This is a genomic window from Halomonas salinarum (assembly GCF_012062845.1).
Classification (GTDB): domain Bacteria; phylum Pseudomonadota; class Gammaproteobacteria; order Pseudomonadales; family Halomonadaceae; genus Onishia; species Onishia salinarum.
Genome location: NZ_WWNB01000001.1, coordinates 269,640 through 290,723, shown reverse-complemented (window position 1 = coordinate 290,723; position 21,084 = coordinate 269,640). Strand labels below are relative to the sequence as shown.

The following is a 21,084-nucleotide window of genomic DNA, read 5'->3' as shown; positions in this document are numbered from 1 at the left end:
CATGACTCCTCCAGGCGACGCCCGGGCGCCGCCATGGTGAGAAGAGTGATCAGCGAGACCCGAGTGGCCGGGTCTCGTCAGTGAGGCGAGTCGCTCGTCGAACTGGCTCGTCGAACTAGTTCGTCGGGTCAGCTCGTTGGATTAGAGCAGGCCGCGAGAGGTGAGGAAGGCGGTGGCCGAGTCGTAGATCTTCTGCGTCATCTCGTTCTTGCCGGCCCATTCTTTCCATTCCTGCTGCGCTGCCTGGCGGAACTTCTTGCGCTCGTCCGCTGGCAGATCGAACGGGTGCACATCCGGGTTGTCCTTGAGCGCTTGCAGGGTCTCGAGATCCTGCGCCTTGAGACGGGCAATCAGGTCGTAGGCCATGCCGTCGAAGGCGGTCTCCAGAGTGGTCTTCAGGTCATCCGGCAGGTCATCCCAGATATCCTTGTTCAGCGATACCGCGATCATCGGCATGGAGTGGAAGCCCGGATACAGCGGATAGGGGGCGAAGTCGTGGATGCCCATGGCGTCGTTGTTGGACAGCACCGTGGAGTCGGCGGCGTCGATCACGCCCTTCTCGAGGCCGGTATAGACTTCGGAGCCCGGCAGGTTGACCGGTGTGGCGCCGATGCGCTCGAAGATGTTGTAGACCATGCCCTGCGGGGCACGGATCTTGAGTCCCTGGAAGTCATCAATGGACTCGATCGGCACCGTCGAGGGAATCGATTCCAGCGGGAAGGTTGCCGCACTGATCAGGTGAGTGCCGTACGGGTTCGCCAGCTCGTTATAGAGCTCTTCGCCGCCGCCATACTTCATGAATTCCAAAAAGTCGTAGGGATCACTCCAGGCGCCGACCAGGTTGCCCAGCATGCCAAACGCCGGGTTCTGGCCCGAGAAGTAGCTGGGGTCGGTCATGTGGCCCTGAATGATGCCAGAGGACACCGCCTGCAGCGTTTCGGTGGGGCCAACCACGGAGTTGATCGGCATGATCTCGATGCTCACCCGACCATCGGTCATGGTCTCGATCTTGTTGGCCCACTCCTGCTTGATCTTGAAGCTGGGTTCGCCGGAGGTTTCCGAGGCCTGCATCTTCCATTCGTATTCGGCCGCTTGCGCCGTGGACAGACCGATAAGCAGTGCTGTACCGGTGAGTACCAGACTCGGCTTGAGGTAGGACATGTGAACGCTCCATTGGAGATGTTGTTTTGTCGCGGGCCCTAAATGTTGTACATACGGAACATTTGTTCAACATATACTTTCGTATGTGTCGACTATGCGGCAAAGTGGCGCTACCGTCATGGCAGGCCTTGCCATACTTCGGGGCATCGCATTCAAGGCGAAAGACAGGCCGCGACACGCTAGAGGAGAGACTTCCATGACCGACGACAAGCGCCGACTGCGCAGCGCCGAATGGTTCGGCACCGCCGACAAGAACGGTTTCATGTACCGTAGTTGGATGAAAAACCAGGGCATTCCCGACCATGAATTCCAGGGCAAGCCGATCATCGGTATCTGCAACACCTGGTCGGAACTGACGCCCTGCAATGCCCACTTCCGCAAGATAGCCGAACACGTCAAGAAGGGTATTCTCGAGGCGGGCGGTTACCCGGTGGAATTTCCGGTGTTCTCCAACGGCGAGTCCAACCTGCGTCCCACGGCGATGTTTACCCGTAACCTGGCGAGCATGGATGTCGAGGAAGCGATTCGCGGCAACCCGATGGATGCGGTGGTGCTGCTGGTGGGCTGTGACAAGACCACCCCGGCGCTGCTGATGGGCGCGGCGAGCTGCGATATTCCGACCATCGTGGTCACCGGCGGGCCGATGCTCAATGGCAAGCACGAAGGCAAGGACATCGGCTCGGGGACCGTGGTCTGGCAGCTCTCCGAACAGGTCAAGGCCGGCAAGATCTCGATTCATGACTTCATGGCCGCCGAGGCCGGCATGTCGCGCTCGGCGGGTACCTGCAACACCATGGGCACCGCCTCGACCATGGCCTGCATGGCCGAGGCGCTGGGCACCTCCTTGCCCCACAACGCGGCCATTCCGGCGGTCGACTCGCGCCGTTATGTGCTCGCCCACCTGTCCGGTAACCGCATCGTCGAAATGGTCCACGAAGACCTGAAACTATCGAAGGTGCTGACCAAGGGCGCCTTCGAGAATGCCATCCGCACCAACGCGGCGATCGGCGGCTCGACCAATGCGGTGATCCACTTGAAGGCCATCGCCGGGCGCATGGGCGTCGATCTGCCACTCGACGACTGGACGCGCGTCGGACGGGGTACGCCGACCATCGTCGACCTGCAGCCCTCCGGGCGCTTCTTGATGGAAGAGTTCTACTACGCCGGCGGCTTGCCCGCGGTACTCAAGCGTCTCGGCGAGGATGATCGCCTGCCGCACAAAGATGCCCTGACCGTCAACGGCAAGACCCTGTGGGAGAACGTTCAGGATGCACCGCTCTACAATGACGAGGTGATTCGTCCGCTGGACAAGCCGTTGCGCGATGACGGCGGCATGTGCGTGCTGCGTGGCAACCTGGCCCCGGCGGGGTCGGTGCTCAAGCCCTCGGCGGCGAGCCCCGAGCTAATGCAGCATCGTGGCCGTGCGGTGGTCTTCGAGGACTTCGATGACTACAAGGCGCGCATCAACGACCCGGACCTGGAGGTCGACGCCGACAGCATACTGGTGATGAAACACTGCGGACCGCGCGGCTATCACGGCATGGCCGAGGTGGGGAACATGGGCCTGCCGGCCAAGTTGCTCGAGCAGGGCGTCACCGACATGGTGCGGATTTCGGATGCGCGCATGAGCGGCACGGCCTACGGCACCGTGGTGCTCCACGTGGCGCCGGAAGCCGCCGCCGGCGGGCCGCTTGCCGCGGTGCAAAACGGCGACTGGATCGAGCTCGACGCCTATGCCGGCAAGCTGAACCTCGAGGTTGACGACGAAGAGCTCAAGCAGCGTCTCGCCGCGCATGATCCCACCGAAAGCTCCAGAAAAATCGCCAGCACGGGGGGCTATCGCCAGCTCTACATCGAACATGTGCTGCAAGCCGATGAAGGCTGCGACTTCGACTTCCTGGTCGGGTGTCGCGGTGCCGAGGTGCCGCGCCACTCGCACTGAGATGACGGGGCGCGGCGTTCGAGGATGCGGGGTGGTGCCCTGTTGCGCCACTTGCCTCTGGCAGGCCTCGAGGAAGTGGCGCTAGTGTCAGCCACCTGAGCCGAGATGTCGGCCATGGGATGCCGCCGTAGGCGGGGATGCCGGTGCTGTCTCACCACCGGCATCCTCGTGGGGCCGGGTGGTTTTCAGGAGGCGACCGCGCGGGCGTTGTGTGCCGGGGTATTCCTGGACCGCACCACCCGGTAACCCACGGCACCGGCGATGACCAGCATGCCGCCACAACCGATGGCCAGCGCGTAGGCGCCGGTGACCGCGGATTCGGGGATGCCGAATTGCCCGGCGAACGAGGCCAGCGTATCGGCGTACTGGTGCCACAGGAAGGTGCCCACGGCGACGCCCGACAGCATGGTGAATGCGGCTACCCAGCGGGAGCCGGCTGTCCATGCAGTGGGCTCGTGCTCGTCGTCGCTATGCAGGAAGGCCCGGTAGTCGCGCTCGGCCTGGCTGACCTGGGTCAGCATGGATGCCACGGTGATCGCGACCAGTGCCATCAGGGTACTGAGCAGCACGGGATGCAGGTAGGTGGGCAGCGTGATCCACTCGGCCTGGACCATCAGCGACAGGATGAGGTTGCCGACGAAGCCGACGGTCAACCCCCATCCGGCGCCGGCGGCGGTGATCCGGCGGCTCCAGATGCTCATCAGTGCCACCGGGCCCCAGGAGGAGGCGAACAGGGTTGCCGCGAACCACACCACGGCCATCACGGCCGGCGGCTGGAACAGCGCCAGGATCAGGGCGATCAGGCCAGCGCCCAGCACCGAGATACGGCTGGTGCGCATCGCTGCGGCATCGCTGCGGCTGGCCGGCATGATGTCGTTGGAGATGCTGAAGCCGATGATCGACAGGAAGGTCGAGCAGGAGGACAAGCCGGCGGCGAAGACGCCGGTGAGGATCACCACGCCCAGCCAGGCCGGCAGGATATTGAGGGCCGCCCACACCATGGCGCGTTCGCCATCCAGGGTCGGGTCGTAGAGGTTGATGGCCGCACCGGTCATCATCATCAGGGCGTAAAAGACCGCCAGTGACACCGCAGTGAGCATCGCCGAGCGCATGACCACATGCTCGTTGCGCGCCATCAGATAGCGGCTGGACTGCCAGGGGCTCGCCGCCAGCACGGCGGCCCATACCAGGCCCAGGGTCAGGCCCCAGATCAGTGCCTCGCCCGGTGATGAGAAGGTCGCGCCGTCGCCCTCGATGACGCCGTGCCATAGCGCGATGCCAGGCTTGTCGCTCTGGGTCAGAAGCCCCTCGACCACGCCATGCCAGCCGCCCAGGTCGTGGATGATGTAGATCGAACCGCCCAGTGCCGCGACGGAGAAGATCACGAACATGAGGGTATCGGTCAGCATCACCCCCGGCGAGCCGGAGTAGAGGATGAAGCCGGTATAGGTCAGCCACACGAGCACCAGGCCGACCCAGTAGGGCATGCCGGTGAGCTCCTCGAACATGATGCCGGCGCCTTGCATCACGCCCAGCAGGTAGGCGCCCAGGCCCAGCACGGTGGTCAGGCCGGCGATCCGCTGGACGCGTTTGGAGGCGAAGCGCTTACCGAAGAACTCGGGCACCGTCAGGGTGCCGCTACGCCGCAGGTAGCGCCCGAAGGCCAGGGCGCCGAGCAGACACCCTGAGGTGCTGAAGGCGGCGAAGATCAGCATCACGAAGGGATAGCCCTGGTAGGCGAACCCGGTCTCGCCGAGGAAGGCGCTGGTGCTCAGGTAACTGGCGACCAGGGTGCCGAGGATGAGAAAGGTCGGGGCATTGCGCCCGGCGACAAGGTAGTCGTCGAGGTGCTTGACCCGTCGCCCGGCCAAGTGGCCGATAACGAAATAGGCGATCAGGCTCAGCAAGATGGCGGTGGTATAGACCATGGCAGAAACCGTGTTGGATTGTTGGAGGCTCTATGGTGCAGGCAGGGCATCCGCTTACCGTTCTTGGTGCGCCATGTTGAAGAATGTATGCGACATCGCTCTAGGCTCACCCGTAAGTGGCAGCGGCGCCAGGCCGGCGAGGAGCTTGTGGGAGGCTTTTGGCATGGCGCCGGGGAGGTCGTCTTCGGGAGAGCCTGGCTGCTCGGAGCGGTCTTCTCCGGTCAGCTGTCCATGTCCAACATATAGTTGGTATGTTTAACTTTTATCTGGCGGTAACGACGCCATCATCACAATAGAGGTGCAGACATGGCCCAAGAGTCACGCCGGCTCTCCCCCGACCAGCTGCGTTCGCGCGACTGGTTCGATAACCCCGAGCATCCCGGCACTACGGCGCTGTGCATCGAGCGCTATCTGAATTACGGCATGACGCTCGACGAACTGACCTCGGGCAGACCGATCATCGGCATCGCTCAGTCCGGCTCGGATCTGACCCCGTGCAACCGCCACCACATCGAGCTGGTCAAACGGGTCAAGGATGGCATCCGCGCCGCCGGTGGCGTGCCCTTCGAATTCCCGCTGCATCCCATTCATGAGAACGTGCGCCGACCTACGGCGGCGTTGGATCGCAATCTGGCCTACCTGGGTCTGGTCGAAGTGCTGCACGGCTATCCGCTGGATGGCGTGGTGCTGACCACGGGCTGCGACAAGACCACACCGGCCTGTCTGATGGCGGCCGCCACGGTCAATATCCCGGCCATCGTGCTGTCTGGCGGTCCGATGCTAAACGGCTGGCGCGGTGCCGAGCGCGTCGGCTCCGGCACCATCATCTGGGAGCTTAGAAAGCGGCTCGCGGCGGGGGATATCGACTATCCCGAGTTCCTGTCACGGGCCAGCGACTCGGCGCCCTCGGTGGGCCACTGCAATACCATGGGCACCGCCTCGACCATGAACTCCATGGCCGAGGTACTGGGCATGAGCCTGCCCGGCTCGGCGATGATCCCCGGGCCCTACAAGGAGCGCGCGATGATCGCCTATGCGACCGGCGAACGCGCGGTCGAGATGGTGTGGGAAGACCTGCGCCCGCTCGATATCCTGACCCGCGAGGCGTTCGAGAATGCCGTGGTCACCTGCTCGGCGCTGGGAGGCTCGTCTAACGCGCCGGTTCATATCAATGCCATCGCCCGCCACGCTGGTGTCGAATTCGACAACGATGACTGGCAGCGGCTCGGGCATGCGGTGCCGCTGTTGGCCAACGTGATGCCGGCGGGGGCCTATCTGGGCGAGGAGTTCCATCGTGCCGGCGGCGTGCCGGCGGTAGTGTCAGAACTGCTCGCACACGGGCTGGTGCATGGCGGGGCGCTGACCGCCAACGGGCGCACCCTGGCCGACAACGTGGCCGGGCGCGAGACTCAGGACGCCGAGGTCATACGCCGCTTCGATAACCCCTTGGTCACTCATGCCGGCTTCCTCAATCTCAAGGGCAACCTCTTCGACTCGGCGTTGATGAAGACCAGTGTGATCTCCGCAGACTTTCGGCGCCGTTTCCTTGACGATCCCGCCGACCCCGAAGCCTTCGAGGGCCGAGTGGTGGTCTTCGATGGTTCGGAGGATTATCACGCGCGCATCGACGACCCGGCGCTCGAGATCGATGCCACCACCATTCTGGTGATGCGCGGTGCCGGGCCGGTGGGTCATCCCGGTGGTGCCGAGGTGGTCAATATGCAGCCACCCGAGGCGTTGATTCGTCAGGGTATCGAATCGTTGCCGTGCCTGGGGGATGGCCGCCAATCGGGCACCTCGGGTTCGCCGTCGATCCTCAATGCCTCGCCGGAGGCGGCAACCGGCGGGCCCCTTGCGCTGCTTGAAAGCGGTGACCGCCTGCGGGTGGACCTGGGCCGCTGCGAGGTGCATCTGCTGATTGATGAAGACGAATTGGCGAGGCGCCAAGCACGGCTCGATGCCGCCGGTGGCTATGCCTACCCGGCGCATCAGACCCCCTGGCAGGAGATTCAGCGCTCGATGGTCGACCCGCTGGATCGCGGCATGATTCTTAAGGGCGCGACCGAGTATCGCGATGTGGCCCGCCGCAGTCCGCCGCGGGATAACCATTGAAACGGATGTCAGCAGGCGTTGGTGTTGTCCTGATCTTGTCGGGCCTGTCGTGACTGGTCTCGACTAATCGCGCCGGCCTGGATCAAGCGGGTCGATGGCCTGTGATTGGCGGTGCGTGCTGTTGTGACGCTAGGTCACGACGCTAGACTGCTGTCCGATTGTTTTTATTAGCAGGAGTGTGTCATGTCCCATTTTCGCTTGGGGATCGTCGGGGTTGGCAAGATCGTGCGCGATCAGCACCTGGCGGCCATCGAGGCCACGCCGGGCATCGAGCTTGTCGCCGTAGCCGACCCCTTCGCCGAGCTGCCAGGCATCGCCGGTTATGCGGATCTCGCGGCCATGCTCGAGGCGGAGCCTGACCTGGATGCCATCGCGATCTGTACGCCAACGCACCTACGCCATGAACTGGCCCGCCAGGCGCTTGTGCACGGCAAGGCGGTGTTGCTCGAGAAGCCCCCGGGGGCGACGCTTGCCGAGACCGAGGATCTCAAGGCTCTGGCCGAGGCGAACGGCAGCGTGCTGTTCGCCGCCTGGCATTCGCGCTTTGCGCCAGGCATCCGTCGCGCCCTTGATTGGCTCAAGGACAGAACGGTGACCGCTGTCACCATCGACTGGCATGAAGACGTGCGGGTGTGGCACCCAGGGCAGGACTGGATCTGGGCGGCCGGTGGCATGGGCGTCTTTGATCCGGGGATCAATGCGCTGTCGATTATCACGCAGCTTATGCCCGCTCCGTTCTTTCTCAAGCACGCCGATCTTGAAGTGCCGGAAAACTGCCAGACGCCGATTGCCGCCAAGCTTTCCTTTAGCACCGCCGACGGCGTCGCGGTGGATGCCGATTTCGACTTCCGGCATGAGGATCCGCCGCGCTGGGACATGCGCATCGAGACCGAGACTGGTGTGTTGACGCTTGAAGGCGGTGGCGCGCGCTTGATTCTCGATGGCGACGTCGTGATCGACGAGCCGGAGCGAGAGTATCAGGGCGTCTATGCGCACTTCTTTGAGCTACTCAAGGCAGGGGAAAGCGATGTCGATATTGCACCGCTGCGTCACCTGGCCGATGCGGCATTGCTTGGGCACCGGCGCACGGTAGAGGCGTTTATCGAATAGTGGGATTACCGGCTTGGCCGCCTGTGTGGCGGTTGAGCCATGTCTGTCGTTCAAATGTCGGTCGCTCAGGTGTCCGGCGTCAGATTGATGCTGCTGCCCAATACCGATTCGCCGGGTTTGATGCCCAAGGCGTTGGCCGTACCGGCCAGCACCGCTTGAGCGGCACGGAAGGCTTCGTGTGGGCGGCGGGTCCGGATGGCCTCCATCATCTTGCGGTGGCACTCGAGGCTCGCTTCGGGATCAGTGGTGCTGACGTTGGACATCTTGATCAGCAAGTAGATGGAGGGGCGCAGAATGTGAGAAAGCTGCGCCCAGACAATATTGTGGGTGGCCTTGTAGATCGCGACATGGAAGGCCACGTCGTAATCGCTGTGCAAGCGCCTTTCTTCCGGGCCGGCATCTTCGCGCATGTTCTGGCCCATGCCTTCAAAAGCTTCCTCTATCGCGACCAGGTCGCGCGCCGTGGCGCGTTGGGCAGCCATCATGGCGACATAGGGTTCAACATCCAGTCGGAATGACAGGATCTCGCGCTGGACCTTGGGGTTTGGCGCGGCGTAGCGCGTCATCCAGCCGGTGACGGTCGGGTCGAGGATATTCCACTCGGAATATTCGCGAACCTTTGAGCCATGGCCCGAAATGCGCTCGATGATGCCGACATCGACCAATTGGCGCAGATCGCTTCGCACCGCCGAGCGGTTGATGGCGAATTGCTCACACAGATCGACTTCCTTGGGCACGTAGTCGCCAGCCTGATAGCGGCCAGAGAATATTTCCTCGGCCAGATATTCGGCGACGCTGACGCGCTGACTGGGCTTTTGCTGCTTGTCCTTCACGTAGGCTCTTGTCCGGCAAAATGTAAATTCAAGTTGTCATATGTTGAACATATGAGCAAGCCGGCTATCACTAGCCGGTTTCGGTAGACGCTGTCGCCAGCACGACGAAGTTATTGATCAGGGCGTTGGCCTCGGGTGTTTCCTGAATGCCATGGCGTAAGGCCGCCACATTCTGGCCGGCCTCGGCGAGGCCCTCGCGCTGATGCTCGAGGTAGGCCCGTAACACCGGCGCGGTGAATTCCGGATGGAACTGCACACTCCATTGGCGAGGCCCCAGTCGAAGCGCCTGGTAAGAGTCGTGGGCGTTGTGTGCCAGCACCACCGCCCCTGCCGGAGGCGTGAGCACTGACTGAGCATGGGTCAGATGCGCCGGGAAACGGTCGGGCAGGGCGCCCAGCAGGGCATCTGCTCGGCCGGCCTCGGTGAGCGCGACCTCGAAGGTGCCGGTTTCGCGGCCGTCCGGGTGATAGCCGCTGGTTCCGCCCAGCGCCTCGGCCACTAGCTGATGGCCGTAGCAGACGCCGAGTAATGCCAGGTTGCGCTCGCAGGCCTCGCGAAGCCAGGGCTTAAGCGCCTCGCTCCAGGGCTCGGCGTCGCTGACCATGGCATGGGAGCCGGTGATCAGTACGCCATCGAGTGCGTCATGGGCGGGTGGCGGCATACCGCCCCGTGCATCCCAGACCTCGAGCGTATGGTCGGGCAGGCGGGCCTGGAACAGAGCCTCGAAATTACCGTAGTCGGCGGCGACATCGGGGAAACTGTCCCCCGTCTTGATCAGCAGCAGTCGTGGCATGCGTGCTTCCCTGCAGTGGTCTCGTGGGTGGAGGCTCAGGCCGGGTGAAGCGCCTTGCCCAGCGCCTGCATGAACTGGTCGCAGGCTGCGAGCTGCTCGTGTTCCACGTATTCGTCGGGCTGGTGCGCCTGGCCGATGCTGCCCGGCCCGCAGATCACGGTAGGCAGCCCCACGCCCTGAAACTGGCCGGCCTCGGTGGTGTAGGCCACTGCTTCATTGGGCTTGTCACCGAGCAGTTGGCGGCACAGCGCCACTGCCTCGGCGTTATCGCGGTCGGCGAGTGCCGGTACCGTCTGGGTAATATGCTCGGTGACGATGCCGGTGCCCGGCGAGCGCGCCTGCATCTCGGCCTCGATTTCCCGGGCGTAATCCTCGAAGCGTGAATAGAGCGTCTCGAAGCTGTCGCTTGGCAGGTGGCGAATCTCCCAGTCGAAGTGACACTCCCGGGCCTTGATGTTGATTGCCGTGCCGCCCTGAATGCGCCCCACGTGAAGGCTCGAATGCGCCACGTTGAACGCCTCGTCGATACGTCCCTCGGCCTTCAGCTCCTCCATGATGTCCTCGATGCGGGTAACTAGCCGCGCGGCGACGTGGATCGCCGAGACGCCCTGATACACCTGGCTTGAATGGGCGGCCTGGCCGGTGACAGTGGTGCGCAGATTGGTGATGCCCTTGTGGGCCACCACCGGTGCCATCAGCGTCGGTTCGCCGACAATCACCGCCGCCGGGCGCGGCTCGTCGGCCATCAGCCGCTCGATCAGGCTCGGTGCGCCCAGGCAACCGACTTCCTCATCGTAAGAAAACGCTAGGTAGATCGGCCGCTCGAGGGTCTGTTCGACCCACTGCGGCACCTGAGCCAGCGCGCAGGCAATAAAGCCCTTCATGTCACAGGTGCCGCGACCATAGAGGCGCTCGTCACCGCCGTCACGCAGCGTGAAAGGGTCGCTCGACCAGGGTTGGCCATCTACCGGCACCACGTCGGTGTGCCCGGATAGCACCACGCCCCCCTCGACAGCTGGCCCAATGCGCGCCAAGAGGTTGGCCTTGCTGCCATCATCGTTCTCGATGCGCTGGTAGGGCACGCCATGATCATCGAGGTAGCCTTCGATGAAGCGGATCAGTTCCAGGTTGGAGTCGCGAGAGACGGTGGCAAAACCCACCAGGGTCTCGAGCAAAGCGGTGGCATTCATGATCGGGCTCCTGAGAAAGCGGCGGTCAGGAGTTTATCACGGGCCGGCAGGCAGTCGGGATAGGGCATGAGATAGGGCGCGAGGTGGTGATAATGCCCGTCACGTCGATTTCGCTAAGCAATGGCTGGATATAGAAAGGCCTATGCCAACACGGCTAGATACCGGGGCGAGCATTGGGCAAAGGTGCCGCTTGGCTACGGGGACCAGGATGGGGCGTCGATTGTATAACGCGACAATGGCCGGCTATGCTTGGAAGCGTTCGGTTCGTCTCGACGCTGGCTGGCGCCACACAAAAGCCGAGCTAGAGCTGCAATAATTTTGTAGACTAATGTTGCATCCCTGTGAACACTCGATAGGCCCTCTAAGGATAAAAAGATGTTGAATAACTATCGTAAATTCAAGAAGAAGCTCTCTACATCAGCGCTTGGGCTAGGTCTGGCATTCAGCGTCGCCGCCGCCGATGTGGCTGCCGCAGAATACAACTGGCGATTCAGCAACCTTTACAGTCGGGGAACCGCGTTTGGCGAGCTTTACGAGAATCTTGGCGAGAACATCGAGGAGCTCTCCGATGGCCGCATTAATGTACAGGTTCTCTACTCCGGCGAAGGTGTTGGCACCACTGGCCTGCTGGGCGCAGTAAAATCCGGGCTTATCACCATGGGTGCCCCCTTCCAGTCGATGCACGCCGGTGAGCTGCCGGCCGGTGTCGTCGAGATTGGCCTGCCGGGCGGTACCTCTGATACCGATGAGCTTTACAGCCTGTTCCACGAGAAGGGCTGGGGCGAGGTTCTGGAAGAGGCCTATGGTTCCCAGGGTCTGGTATGGCTCGAGCCCTACATCCAGCCGCCGGTCTATATCCTGACCAAAGAGCCGATCGAGTCGGTAGAAGATTTTGAGGGGCTGAAGATTCGTGCGCCCGGCGCCTACGGCAAGTTCCTGCGTAACCTGGGGGCTTCTCCCGTTTCCATGGCCTGGAGCGAGATTTACACCAGTCTTGCTACCGGCGTCATCGACGGTTCTATCGGCAGCAACATGATCGACCACCGCGACGGTAACCATGTTGAAGTCGCCAAGTACATGTACCCGCTGCCGCTGGCCGGCGCGCAGGTTCTGCCGATCGTGGTTAATCGCAATGCCTGGAACAAGCTGCCCGATGAGCTGAAAGCAGCCGTGCGCGAGGCCACCGAGATTCATGCCGAGCAGCAGCTGACCAAGTCTCAGGAGTGGGAAAGCGAGGCCATAGAAGAAATGAAGGCCAATGGCATGAAGTGGAGCCCGGAGCCGAGCGAAGCCGACAAGGAAGCATGGGCTGAAGCTGGTGAGACGCTGCGTGAAGAGTATGCCAAACAGGGTAAATACAGCGAGCAGTTGATCGAAATCCTGAATGAGACCGGTTACTGATAATGCAATGGGCGTTTCGCCTACTGCATTAGCGCTCTTGAAAGCGGGCGGCGTGTTGTGACTTCCCCCGCTTTTCATGGCCATTATCGGACTTTCGGCCGATGGAAATGCACCAATGCACTTTCTTGTTGAGCCGACACTGAGCTTGAGGTGTCGGCTCAATCATTCTCAGAAACGAGAAGGCCAAAAACGAGGCGGAAAGTACGCGGTGCTTTCCGCCTTTTCATGATTTCAGGAGATCCCTTATGTTCCATACGTTTCTGAGGGGGCTCTGCCACAGTATTGATTTCATTGTCATGCTGACGGGCAAAGCAGCTTCCTACCTGATGCCGCTATTGGCCGGCATCGTCGCCTTTGAAGTGTTCGCCCGCTATGTACTCGGTAGTCCCACCATCTGGGCCTACGACACGTCACTGTTTCTGTTCGGCTATATTACGGCCCTGGGTGGCGCTTATGCCCAGCAGAAGCGGGCACACATCAACGTCGACATTCTCTATCTGAAGGTCTCACCCAAGGCCAAGAGTGTCTTCAACATCATTGGTTTCGCCCTAGGTATCTTCTTCCTGATCATTATCGTGAAGGTGAGTACCGGCAAGCTGTTTGAGGCCCTGGAATACGATTACCGCCGCGAAAGTGAGTGGGCGCCGCCCATGTATCACTTCTGGATAATGATGATCATTGCCTGTGGGCTTTTTATTGCCCAATTGGCGCGGGACACATTAAACGATGTTTATTATCTAGCGACGGGGACCCCGCTGCTGAAACAAAAAGAGGGGACTCATCATGGGGATTGAACTGCTGACTGGGGTGCTGCTGCTGTGCATCCTGATCTTCTTCGCCCTGGGCGCCCCTGTCGGCCTCGCGCTGGGCGGCATTGCCATGGCGATTGGCTATACGACCTGGGGCGAGGGCATCTTTAATGTCATTCCAACCACTCTGGAATCGACCTTCTTCAGCTTCATCCTCCTGGCTATCCCCCTGTATATCTACATGGGGCAGTTGCTTACCAAGTCAGGCATCGGCGATGCCATGTTCAACGCCAGTCAGCTGCTGCTCGGTCGCGTGCGTGGTTCTCTGGCCATCAGCGTTATCGGGGTATGCTCGATGATTGGTGCCATGGTGGGCATCATCGGTGCTGGCATCATGACCTCCGGCAGTATCGCCCTGCGTCCGATGCTGAACCGTGGCTATAACAGACGACTGGCGCTTGGCGTCATCATGGCAGGCGGTGGCCTGGGTATCCTGATTCCGCCCAGTATTCCCATGATCATGTTCGCCGCAGCGACCCAGAACTCGGTCGGGCGCATGTTTCTTGGCGCCATGATGCCGGCGTTGCTGACGATCGTACTGCTGATCACCTATGTGGTTGTCAGTTGCTGGCTTAATCCGTCTCGTGCTCCCCGGGACACGGATAATAACGATGAGCCTGCCCCCACACCCAAGCAGAAGTTTCTCATCCTGCGCGATGGCCTTTCCGCGCTACTGCTGATCTTCGTTGTGCTGGGCAGCATCATCACGGGTATTGCCACCCCGACCGAGTCGGGCGCCATCGGGGTTGTCGGGGCTATTCTGCTTGCGATCCTGTTCAAGCGTTTCAGGCCCGCCATGCTGCAGTCTGCAGGGTTTCAGACTGCCACCTTGGTCAGCGTGGCCATGTGGATCATCTTCGGTGCCTCGGTCTTCAGCAATTTCCATTTGCTGATGGGGGTACAGAGCATGGTGGCCGATCTCGCCGCTAGCCTGGACCTGCCGCCCATCATGATCATCATCATGTTCCAGCTGATCATGTTGCTGCTGGGCTTCATCATCGATGAGTTCATCATCGTACTGATGTGTGCGCCCCTGTTTACGCCGATTGCCGTTTCGCTGGGTTATGACCCCATCTGGTTCGGTGTCCTGATGATTCTCAACATCCTGATTGCCGTGCAGACTCCGCCCTATGGCTTCGCTCTGTTCTACCTGAAGGGGATTGCACCGGCGGATGTCGGAATGGGGGAAATATACCGATCAGTCACGCCATTTATAGCGGTGAACCTGGTCGTGCTAATCCTGTGCATGATTTTCCCGGAGATCGTGCTTTGGCTGCCCAACAAAGTCATGAGTTGAGGTGAATCCATGTTCAATCACATCCTGATTCCAGTCGATCTCGTTCATCAAGAGCAGCTCGCTAGGCTGCGGGAGTCGGCCCGCTTGTTGATTGATGGCGCGGGCAGCATCACCTTGCTCTATGTGGACCCGATTACAGTCCACAAGGAAGCGTTGATGATTCAGCTAGGGGAAAGCCAGTACGCTGAACATCAACAGGAGGCTCAGGCCCAGCTGCAGAGCCTGTCCGAGTCGCTGAAGGTGGAGAACGTCACCATGAATGTCGTCACCCGAGAAGGCGGCGCTCATGACCAGATTCTCGAATACGCTTCGGAGATTGGTGCCGATGCCATCCTGATGATGGCCAGCCGGCCTGGATTCACCGACTACTTTATCGGTTCGACAGCCGAGCGGGTGGTGCGTCATGCCGGTTGCTCGGTCTTTGTGATTCGCTAAGTCGTTAATGTAGTGGGAAAGCGGCCGTCAGATGTGTCTGACGGCCGCTTTTTTTTGTGCATGAACAATCGATACGCCAAGTCCATCAATGGATAGTCTTACTCAGTGCCACATAGAGTGATTGGTACCTGGTGCTGAGTTGATACGGGCGAGCGTCGAGTAACAATCAGCAAGCTGGAAAATGACACACCACGAGGAAGGCCGCATGCAGCACACCGAACGACATAGAACGCACCGCATTGGCTGGCTTCGCGCGGCTGTGCTTGGCGCGAATGATGGCATAGTCTCCACGGCGAGCCTGGTGCTGGGCGTGGCGGCGTCGGGCGCCACGACAGAGACGATTCTGGTGGCGGGTGTGGCCGGCCTTGTCGCAGGTGCCATGTCGATGGCGGCCGGCGAGTATGTGTCGGTCAGCTCACAGTCCGATACCGAAAGCGCGGATCTGGCGCGGGAGAAACAAGAGCTCGCCGACAACCCCAGGCAAGAGCACGCAGAACTCAAAGCCATCTATGTCGAACGTGGCCTCGATGAGCAACTGGCCGGCCAGGTCGCAACGCAACTGATGGAACACGACTCGCTTGGCGCGCATGCGCGAGATGAACTCGGCATATCGGAAACCTTGGCCGCCAAGCCTGTGCAAGCCGCTTTCGCCTCGGCGGCCACCTTTGCGGTGGGTGCCGCAATGCCGCTATTGATGGTCGTGTTACTGCCGGCTGCCACGCTCATGTGGGGGCTTTCTGGCAGCTCGCTTGTTTTCCTGGCGCTATTGGGTCTGCTGGCTGCACGGGCGGGCGGTGCCCCGATTGTTGCGTCAGTGGTGCGCGTCGCCTTTTGGGGCGCCTTAGCGATGGGGCTAACCGCCGGGGTAGGGGCGCTCTTCGGCGTAGCGGCTTGAAGAGGGGATAGCATGGCGCGTGATGCTCCCCTCTTGGCGTAAGCAAGTTGCTTCTGGATGCTGCCGTTGTCGTTTGCTTCGCCTACCTATTCGGTTGGCCTGTATGCCGATGCGGCACCTGTTATAGTCAGCTAATAAAATAGATGCTGGCCGGTCAATGGCGTGACCGGCAACGCCTTCAGGGAACGAAAGATGATACTCAAGGATAAGGATGCCTACTCCGGCGCCGACGACTGTGACACCGACACGCGTGGCTTCTACGGTCACAAGCAGGAACAGGATGTCGCCTTCCATCTTCGCCGCGAGTTCGGCGAACACGACCAAATCCATATCATCAATGATCTTCGCATCGAGTATCAGAGTGAGCGTGCGCAGATCGATCATCTGGTGATCCACCCGTTTGGTTTCATCATTATCGAATCCAAGAGCATCGTCGGCGAGGTCAAGGTCAATGCCGAAGGGGAGTGGTCGCGTAGCTACAAGGGAGCGTGGGCCGGGATTCCGTCCCCGCTCCGCCAGGCTGAGTTGCAGAAGAAGCTATTGCATCGCTTGATGAGCGCCAACATTGAACAACTGGTGGCCAAGGTGCTCGGTATTCAGACGCAAGTGGGTGGCCGTGATTGGCAGGAGATTTGTGCCGTCTCCAGTACTGCCATCCTTCATCGTGACAAAATGCCGAAATCTGTCTCCAAACAGGTCGTCAAGACCGAGTTTCTGGTCAAGAAGGTTCGAGAGATCGTGGGTAACATTCCCTTGGCGATCCTCAAGACCAAGCCCAGATTTTCAAAGCGCGAGCTACAAAACATCAGCAATTTTCTTCTGTCTCATACCGATCAGCTTCGCACCGTTCAAAATATAGAGAAAACATGCAGTCATGTGGTGGAAGAAGCGCTAGTCACGGCTTATGGCCCAATGAATGCCGCGCCCATTCATGAGGAGGCGACTGCTTCTTTGGCCAGCAGCCAGCCCGCCGCCAGTGACAGCCCTGCGGTTCAAGCTATGCCTGCTGTTGACCTGGTTTCTTGCAAATCATGCGGTGAAACCGAGCAGCTGAACGGCCTATATGGGCAATATGGCTACTACGTGAAATGTCGAAGTTGTGGTGCCAATACCTCCATGAAGCAGCCGTGCCCGTCGTGCGGATGGAAAAGCGTCAAGGTGACTAAGGACGGCCCAAACTACACCGCCACCTGCCGAAAGTGTGAGCATCAGTATCTGGTGTTTCGTCAGGGAGGTGAGTGATGGGTGATGAGAAAGAGGCTGCTATCGACCCAAAGCGGGCACTTGATACTCTGTGCTAGATCGCAATGTTTGCGCGACTAAATCTATGTTAGTGCGCATCTATTTTGCTGATTATGTGTCGAAAAAATGATGGGAAAAGATCGTGCTGCAGATTAATACTGGTAAGTTATACGAGCGAGGTGTAGGAAGAAAAAACCAGCTGACAGGTGTGCTCTACGCTAATGTTCGCCTTCCGTATGAGCGTGAAATTGTCACTGCAGCTGGGACCCTGAGGTCAGCCGGTTCAAATTCGGGAGACATTGCCCTAGTTTACGAGATCGAAGAGCGGATCGAGAAGGCTGACCCAGAGCCTGGAGTTTTGGTTTCTCACACGGTACGACCTTTTCTCGATGATTTCGCTGTGGTCGCTTCATTCGGTCTCGGCGGAGTTTTCTCGCGTGATCAGGAGACAGTCCGCGGCCTCACCGGAGGGCGCCCCGGATTCTCGTCCTACGAGTCTCCCGATGGGTTCATTGCTGGCTTCTTTGACCGCTCAATCAATATATCTGACGAGCAGGCTGACGAATTTGTCGCATTTGTCAACGAACTACTCGCCTTGGAGCGGCAGAATTATCTGGGCGCTATGCGCGCCATGAGGAATTTTGTTGCCGGCCTGCACCGAATCCCCGACGATCTCGCACTCGCCTATACCCTGATCGTGTCGTCCGTGGAGTCTCTCGCCCAAGACTTCGATGGCTTTTCTCCAGCCTGGTCTGACCTTGATGACCGAAAGCGGAATACGGTTGACGGCGCTCTTGTTGATCTAAGCACATCTCAGGCAGATTCTGTTCGGGCGGCCATTCTTAAAAGCGAGCATGTTGCGTTAGCGCGACGCTACCGCGCATTTGTTAAATCTCATGTTAATGCCTACTACTTCCGCCACCCGGCTGCAGGCTCACACCCCGTTGCTCGCTACGAACTTGATGCGGCTCTTCGCCAAGCCTATGGGGTGCGCTCCGCATATATTCATCAACTGCGATCGCTACCGTCTCCTATCGCCTTATCGCATGAGCATCGGGAAACAACCACTGTCGAGCGTCGACCCGCGCTGACGTTTCAAGGACTGTTTCGCCTTACACGCCATGTCATCAAATCCTTCGTCGCCAAGAGTCCGAAGATCCAAAAGGAAACGTATGACTATACGCTTGAGCAGGCGGGTGTCGTCTCGGTCCCGATGGCTCCCCGATACTGGGTGTGGCGGCCACTAGTCAACCCGGCAGAGGCGCGTCGACGATTGGAGGGTATGCTCAGCCTGACCGCAGCGGTTCTCCACCGCGATCCCGGCGCCCAGCTTGTTGATTTACGGCCGATGCTTGCCGACGTGGAGCGCTTATTACCCCAGGCGGCAGCCGTTCACCGTCCTGCACTACTTTTGCTGCACATCCTTTACAATTTGATGGTTCCACCAGATTTGAGAACGCCTGGATTTGACAACTTCTTAAGCAATCATGAGGCGGAGGCTACGCGCCCTAGCATTGAAGCGGTTATCGTCTCAACGGTTCTTAATGCTCACGAGGAATGGACGCTTGAGGAGCATCAGGTTGTCCTAGAGCGGTACTTTACCGAGCGGACGCGACCCAAAGGACTTCATGCGCCGCGATTGCTTGAGGCGGCGGCCTGTCTAGCTCTTGCAGAAAAGTATCGTGTCGCCGGAGATGGCTCCACCACGAAGCTCCTCGTTGAGCGTGCCGTTGAAGCGCATCCCGCACACGTCGGCTTGCGTGAGTTCGAGGCCGCCTATGACGGGATAAGCGTGGTGGATTGGCAAGGGATCCTTTTACCAGCAAGCCCGGAAGCAGAGTAACGGAAAACTAGCTTAAATTTGCAGGACTGCCGCAGGCAGCTTTTGGCCGGTTGCAGAGCTTCAAGCTAATCTGATCGTGGTGTGGCTGTTGACGACTCAAAGCAGCCCTTCCGGCGAAAGCGGCATGCTAATTCAGCCGTGTTATGCTGCCGGCACGATAATCTATTTTAGGGCAATCGAGGGCTCGGGCACACAACTATGCAACTGGCATTAATAGACGGCGAAAATGTAGAGGCATTTTCTGGAGGTAGAGGGAATTGTCCTATCTGTGGTGCCGAGGCTATCGCTAAATGTGGGCCCCGAGTAATGCATCACTGGGCTCACCATAGAATCAGGCAATGTGATCCGTGGTGGGAAAATGAGACGCTATGGCATAGAGAATGGAAAAACAAATTTCCATTAGTTTGTCGAGAGGTTTTACATGTGGCTGAAGATGGAGAGATCCATAGGGCAGATGTTAAAACACCAACTGGAATCGTGATCGAAATTCAGCATTCCAGCATGACCGATGCTGAGAGAGTTTCTCGCGAAAACTTCTATCAGAATCTGATTTGGGTGATCGACGGAACTGTATTCCAATATAATTTCGATATTTATCATATGCTGCCTGACCCAAAGTCAGAACTGGCTCAGGACTTGATTTGGAGTAAAGCAAAACGGCATATGAACGGGGCAAATGCCGGGATGTTTTTCCGCCTGTCTGAAGCACTTGTGGACGATCCGTCGGTTACAAAAGCTACATTGCGCGGCGGTTGGGTTCATGGCATGCGTGAGATTGAGGAAGAGGTGAAGAATTCCTATAACGGCTACCATCAATACGATTGGGTTAGGCCAAGAAAGACTTGGCTTGATGCCACATGTCCCGTTTATATCGACTTCGGTGATGAATATCTTGTCAAGCTGGGTACATATGATGAATCTGGGCTGAAATGCATCAGGCTGGTTTCAAAACGAAAGTTTGTGCATGACGCTATGGTTGAAGGTGAGGCAAGAAATGTTGCTACACGGTTTTACCCGATTGCCCGAGGAATGCCCTAACAAAGTGTTGCTAGGGACAAGCCTACGCTGTGCTTCGGCTTTCCCCAGAGCACGACGTTATACATAAATACGGAGCAAATGATGTCGCTTCAAATGGCAAGCGAGCTTAGATTCCCCATGGGAGATGCCACACCGCTCAGTAATCGGGCTGTAGATAATTTCAGCTCATTGATTCAGAGGGTGTCAGGGACAACGAGCCAGCAACACATAATTGAAGTATTCAAGCAGAAATTCTGCAAAGTTTCTGGTGAGCGCTATGCCCGTAGCTCTTCCCTTGACTGGGCAGAGTCTGATATGGCTCGACAGGCTCAAGATGCTGCGGAAGATGCTCCGAATTTTATTGCAGCTATTTATGACGCACTTAAGGAATTAGAGCGTAGCAACGTTACTGTTCCTACCGTACAACATATCAATCAGATTTTGATTGCCAACCAGGATCACTTTCAAATTATCAATGACCAGTTAATTCAAACTTCTGGGGGTGTCGCCGCGCCGGAAGTTACCGAATCGATTTCGACTTCGGTGATTAGAGCTCTGGGAGATGCCAAGGCACTAATCGGTACCGTAGATGCTTCAAGCGCAATTGATCGTGCACACACTGCACTCCATGGTTACTTGGTTAAACTTTGCACTGATAACCAAATTAATCTACCTAATGATTCTACAGCATCTAAGGCGTTCAAAGAACTTCGAAAGTTACACCCGGCGTTGGTAGCTTCAGGTCACAGGGCTCAAGAGGTTACAAGGGTACTCAATTCATTTGCCGCTTCGATAGACGCGTTCTCTACACTGCGAAACCACGCGAGTCTTGCACATGTAAATGACTTGCTGGATGTTCCAGAAGCAACTGCTAACGTAAATGCGATGTACACAGTCTTCAGGTATATCCAAGATTGTATACAGAGAGGGCCTTCAAACTTTGTGTGACAAGCCCAAGCACACGGATCAATTTTCCGCTGCGCTCCAAATTGCCCGGTGTTGCGTGAGTTGTATCAGCGTATCCTGAAAGTCCGCTCATGGTCGTATGCCGTAGTTTAGACTATGCTGATGGATAA

17 protein-coding genes are annotated in these 21,084 nt (G+C 59.0%); 12 read left to right on the top strand and 5 right to left on the bottom strand.

Annotation, left to right across the window (positions count from 1 at the left end; translation table 11 throughout):
- Positions 1 to 141 precede the first annotated feature (141 nt).
- The gene (locus tag HF027_RS01280) at positions 142 to 1,161 is read right to left on the bottom strand and encodes a TRAP transporter substrate-binding protein (RefSeq protein ID WP_168012107.1); all 1,020 of its coding nucleotides are present in this window, start codon (positions 1,159 to 1,161) and stop codon (positions 142 to 144) included.
- Between the two features lie 196 nt (positions 1,162 to 1,357).
- Here HF027_RS01280 and HF027_RS01275 point away from each other — a divergent pair, with 196 nt between their 5' ends.
- Positions 1,358 to 3,103 (top strand): IlvD/Edd family dehydratase, encoded by a 1,746-nt coding sequence (locus tag HF027_RS01275; protein ID WP_168012106.1) that lies wholly within the window; start codon positions 1,358 to 1,360, stop codon positions 3,101 to 3,103.
- Positions 3,104 to 3,288: 185 nt separating this feature from the next.
- Here the strand turns inward: HF027_RS01275 and HF027_RS01270 are convergent, their stop codons facing one another.
- Positions 3,289 to 5,031 (bottom strand): sodium:solute symporter family protein, encoded by a 1,743-nt coding sequence (locus tag HF027_RS01270; RefSeq protein WP_168012104.1) that lies wholly within the window; start codon positions 5,029 to 5,031, stop codon positions 3,289 to 3,291.
- Between the two features lie 306 nt (positions 5,032 to 5,337).
- Between HF027_RS01270 and HF027_RS01265 the strand changes: the two genes are divergently transcribed.
- Positions 5,338 to 7,143, top strand: a complete 1,806-nt coding sequence (locus tag HF027_RS01265; RefSeq protein WP_168012102.1) for an IlvD/Edd family dehydratase — start codon at positions 5,338 to 5,340, stop codon at positions 7,141 to 7,143.
- Between the two features lie 183 nt (positions 7,144 to 7,326).
- Positions 7,327 to 8,253: a Gfo/Idh/MocA family protein gene (locus HF027_RS01260; RefSeq protein ID WP_168012100.1), complete on the top strand. Its 927-nt coding sequence runs from the start codon at positions 7,327 to 7,329 to the stop codon at positions 8,251 to 8,253.
- Positions 8,254 to 8,318: 65 nt separating this feature from the next.
- Here the strand turns inward: HF027_RS01260 and HF027_RS01255 are convergent, their stop codons facing one another.
- From HF027_RS01255 to argE, 3 genes are all read right to left on the bottom strand, one after another.
- Positions 8,319 to 9,086 carry a FadR/GntR family transcriptional regulator gene (locus HF027_RS01255; RefSeq protein WP_168012098.1) on the bottom strand — a complete coding sequence of 256 codons (768 nt, stop codon included), beginning with the start codon at positions 9,084 to 9,086 and terminating at the stop codon, positions 8,319 to 8,321.
- A gap of 70 nt (positions 9,087 to 9,156) precedes the next feature.
- Entirely contained in the window at positions 9,157 to 9,879 is a 723-nt protein-coding gene (locus tag HF027_RS01250; protein ID WP_168012096.1) for a glutamine amidotransferase, read from the bottom strand.
- Positions 9,880 to 9,914: 35 nt separating this feature from the next.
- Positions 9,915 to 11,069 carry an acetylornithine deacetylase gene (gene argE, locus HF027_RS01245; protein ID WP_168012094.1) on the bottom strand — a complete coding sequence of 385 codons (1,155 nt, stop codon included), beginning with the start codon at positions 11,067 to 11,069 and terminating at the stop codon, positions 9,915 to 9,917.
- 375 nt (positions 11,070 to 11,444) lie between these two features.
- Between argE and HF027_RS01240 the strand changes: the two genes are divergently transcribed.
- The 9 genes from HF027_RS01240 (at position 11,445) to HF027_RS01200 (ending at position 20,956) form a co-directional block, all read left to right on the top strand.
- Positions 11,445 to 12,470 carry a TRAP transporter substrate-binding protein gene (locus HF027_RS01240; RefSeq protein WP_168012092.1) on the top strand — a complete coding sequence of 342 codons (1,026 nt, stop codon included), beginning with the start codon at positions 11,445 to 11,447 and terminating at the stop codon, positions 12,468 to 12,470.
- A 245-nt stretch (positions 12,471 to 12,715) separates the two neighbouring features.
- Positions 12,716 to 13,264 carry a TRAP transporter small permease subunit gene (locus HF027_RS01235; protein ID WP_136253414.1) on the top strand — a complete coding sequence of 183 codons (549 nt, stop codon included), beginning with the start codon at positions 12,716 to 12,718 and terminating at the stop codon, positions 13,262 to 13,264.
- Positions 13,254 to 14,576 (top strand): TRAP transporter large permease, encoded by a 1,323-nt coding sequence (locus HF027_RS01230; RefSeq protein WP_168012090.1) that lies wholly within the window; start codon positions 13,254 to 13,256, stop codon positions 14,574 to 14,576. The genes HF027_RS01235 and HF027_RS01230 overlap by 11 nt, the downstream gene beginning before the upstream one ends.
- 9 nt (positions 14,577 to 14,585) lie before the next feature.
- Entirely contained in the window at positions 14,586 to 15,011 is a 426-nt protein-coding gene (locus HF027_RS01225) for a universal stress protein (protein ID WP_168012088.1), read from the top strand.
- Positions 15,012 to 15,216: 205 nt separating this feature from the next.
- Positions 15,217 to 15,906, top strand: a complete 690-nt coding sequence (locus HF027_RS01220; protein ID WP_168012086.1) for a VIT1/CCC1 transporter family protein — start codon at positions 15,217 to 15,219, stop codon at positions 15,904 to 15,906.
- A gap of 192 nt (positions 15,907 to 16,098) precedes the next feature.
- Positions 16,099 to 17,148, top strand: a complete 1,050-nt coding sequence (locus HF027_RS01215; protein WP_168012084.1) for a nuclease-related domain-containing protein — start codon at positions 16,099 to 16,101, stop codon at positions 17,146 to 17,148.
- A 142-nt stretch (positions 17,149 to 17,290) separates the two neighbouring features.
- Positions 17,291 to 18,991: a hypothetical protein gene (locus HF027_RS01210; protein WP_168012082.1), complete on the top strand. Its 1,701-nt coding sequence runs from the start codon at positions 17,291 to 17,293 to the stop codon at positions 18,989 to 18,991.
- Positions 18,992 to 19,189: 198 nt separating this feature from the next.
- Positions 19,190 to 20,029 (top strand): competence protein CoiA, encoded by an 840-nt coding sequence (locus HF027_RS01205; protein ID WP_168012080.1) that lies wholly within the window; start codon positions 19,190 to 19,192, stop codon positions 20,027 to 20,029.
- A gap of 81 nt (positions 20,030 to 20,110) precedes the next feature.
- Positions 20,111 to 20,956, top strand: coding sequence for an abortive infection family protein (locus tag HF027_RS01200; RefSeq protein WP_168012078.1), 846 nt, complete (start codon positions 20,111 to 20,113; stop codon positions 20,954 to 20,956).
- Positions 20,957 to 21,084 lie beyond the last annotated feature (128 nt).

Excerpts from the sequence above, each read along its gene's own strand:
- HF027_RS01220 (WP_168012086.1), top strand. The coding sequence starts at position 15,217 with ATGCAGCACACCGAACGACATAGAACGCACCGCATTGGCTGGCTTCGC.
- HF027_RS01240 (WP_168012092.1), top strand. The coding sequence starts at position 11,445 with ATGTTGAATAACTATCGTAAATTCAAGAAGAAGCTCTCTACATCAGCG.
- HF027_RS01200 (WP_168012078.1), top strand. The coding sequence starts at position 20,111 with ATGTCGCTTCAAATGGCAAGCGAGCTTAGATTCCCCATGGGAGATGCC.
- HF027_RS01270 (WP_168012104.1), bottom strand. The coding sequence starts at position 5,031 with ATGGTCTATACCACCGCCATCTTGCTGAGCCTGATCGCCTATTTCGTT.
- HF027_RS01205 (WP_168012080.1), top strand. The coding sequence starts at position 19,190 with ATGCAACTGGCATTAATAGACGGCGAAAATGTAGAGGCATTTTCTGGA.
- HF027_RS01260 (WP_168012100.1), top strand. The coding sequence starts at position 7,327 with ATGTCCCATTTTCGCTTGGGGATCGTCGGGGTTGGCAAGATCGTGCGC.
- argE (WP_168012094.1), bottom strand. The coding sequence starts at position 11,069 with ATGAATGCCACCGCTTTGCTCGAGACCCTGGTGGGTTTTGCCACCGTC.
- HF027_RS01235 (WP_136253414.1), top strand. The coding sequence starts at position 12,716 with ATGTTCCATACGTTTCTGAGGGGGCTCTGCCACAGTATTGATTTCATT.
- HF027_RS01215 (WP_168012084.1), top strand. The coding sequence starts at position 16,099 with ATGATACTCAAGGATAAGGATGCCTACTCCGGCGCCGACGACTGTGAC.
- HF027_RS01265 (WP_168012102.1), top strand. The coding sequence starts at position 5,338 with ATGGCCCAAGAGTCACGCCGGCTCTCCCCCGACCAGCTGCGTTCGCGC.
- HF027_RS01275 (WP_168012106.1), top strand. The coding sequence starts at position 1,358 with ATGACCGACGACAAGCGCCGACTGCGCAGCGCCGAATGGTTCGGCACC.
- HF027_RS01280 (WP_168012107.1), bottom strand. The coding sequence starts at position 1,161 with ATGTCCTACCTCAAGCCGAGTCTGGTACTCACCGGTACAGCACTGCTT.
- HF027_RS01230 (WP_168012090.1), top strand. The coding sequence starts at position 13,254 with ATGGGGATTGAACTGCTGACTGGGGTGCTGCTGCTGTGCATCCTGATC.
- HF027_RS01250 (WP_168012096.1), bottom strand. The coding sequence starts at position 9,879 with ATGCCACGACTGCTGCTGATCAAGACGGGGGACAGTTTCCCCGATGTC.
- HF027_RS01225 (WP_168012088.1), top strand. The coding sequence starts at position 14,586 with ATGTTCAATCACATCCTGATTCCAGTCGATCTCGTTCATCAAGAGCAG.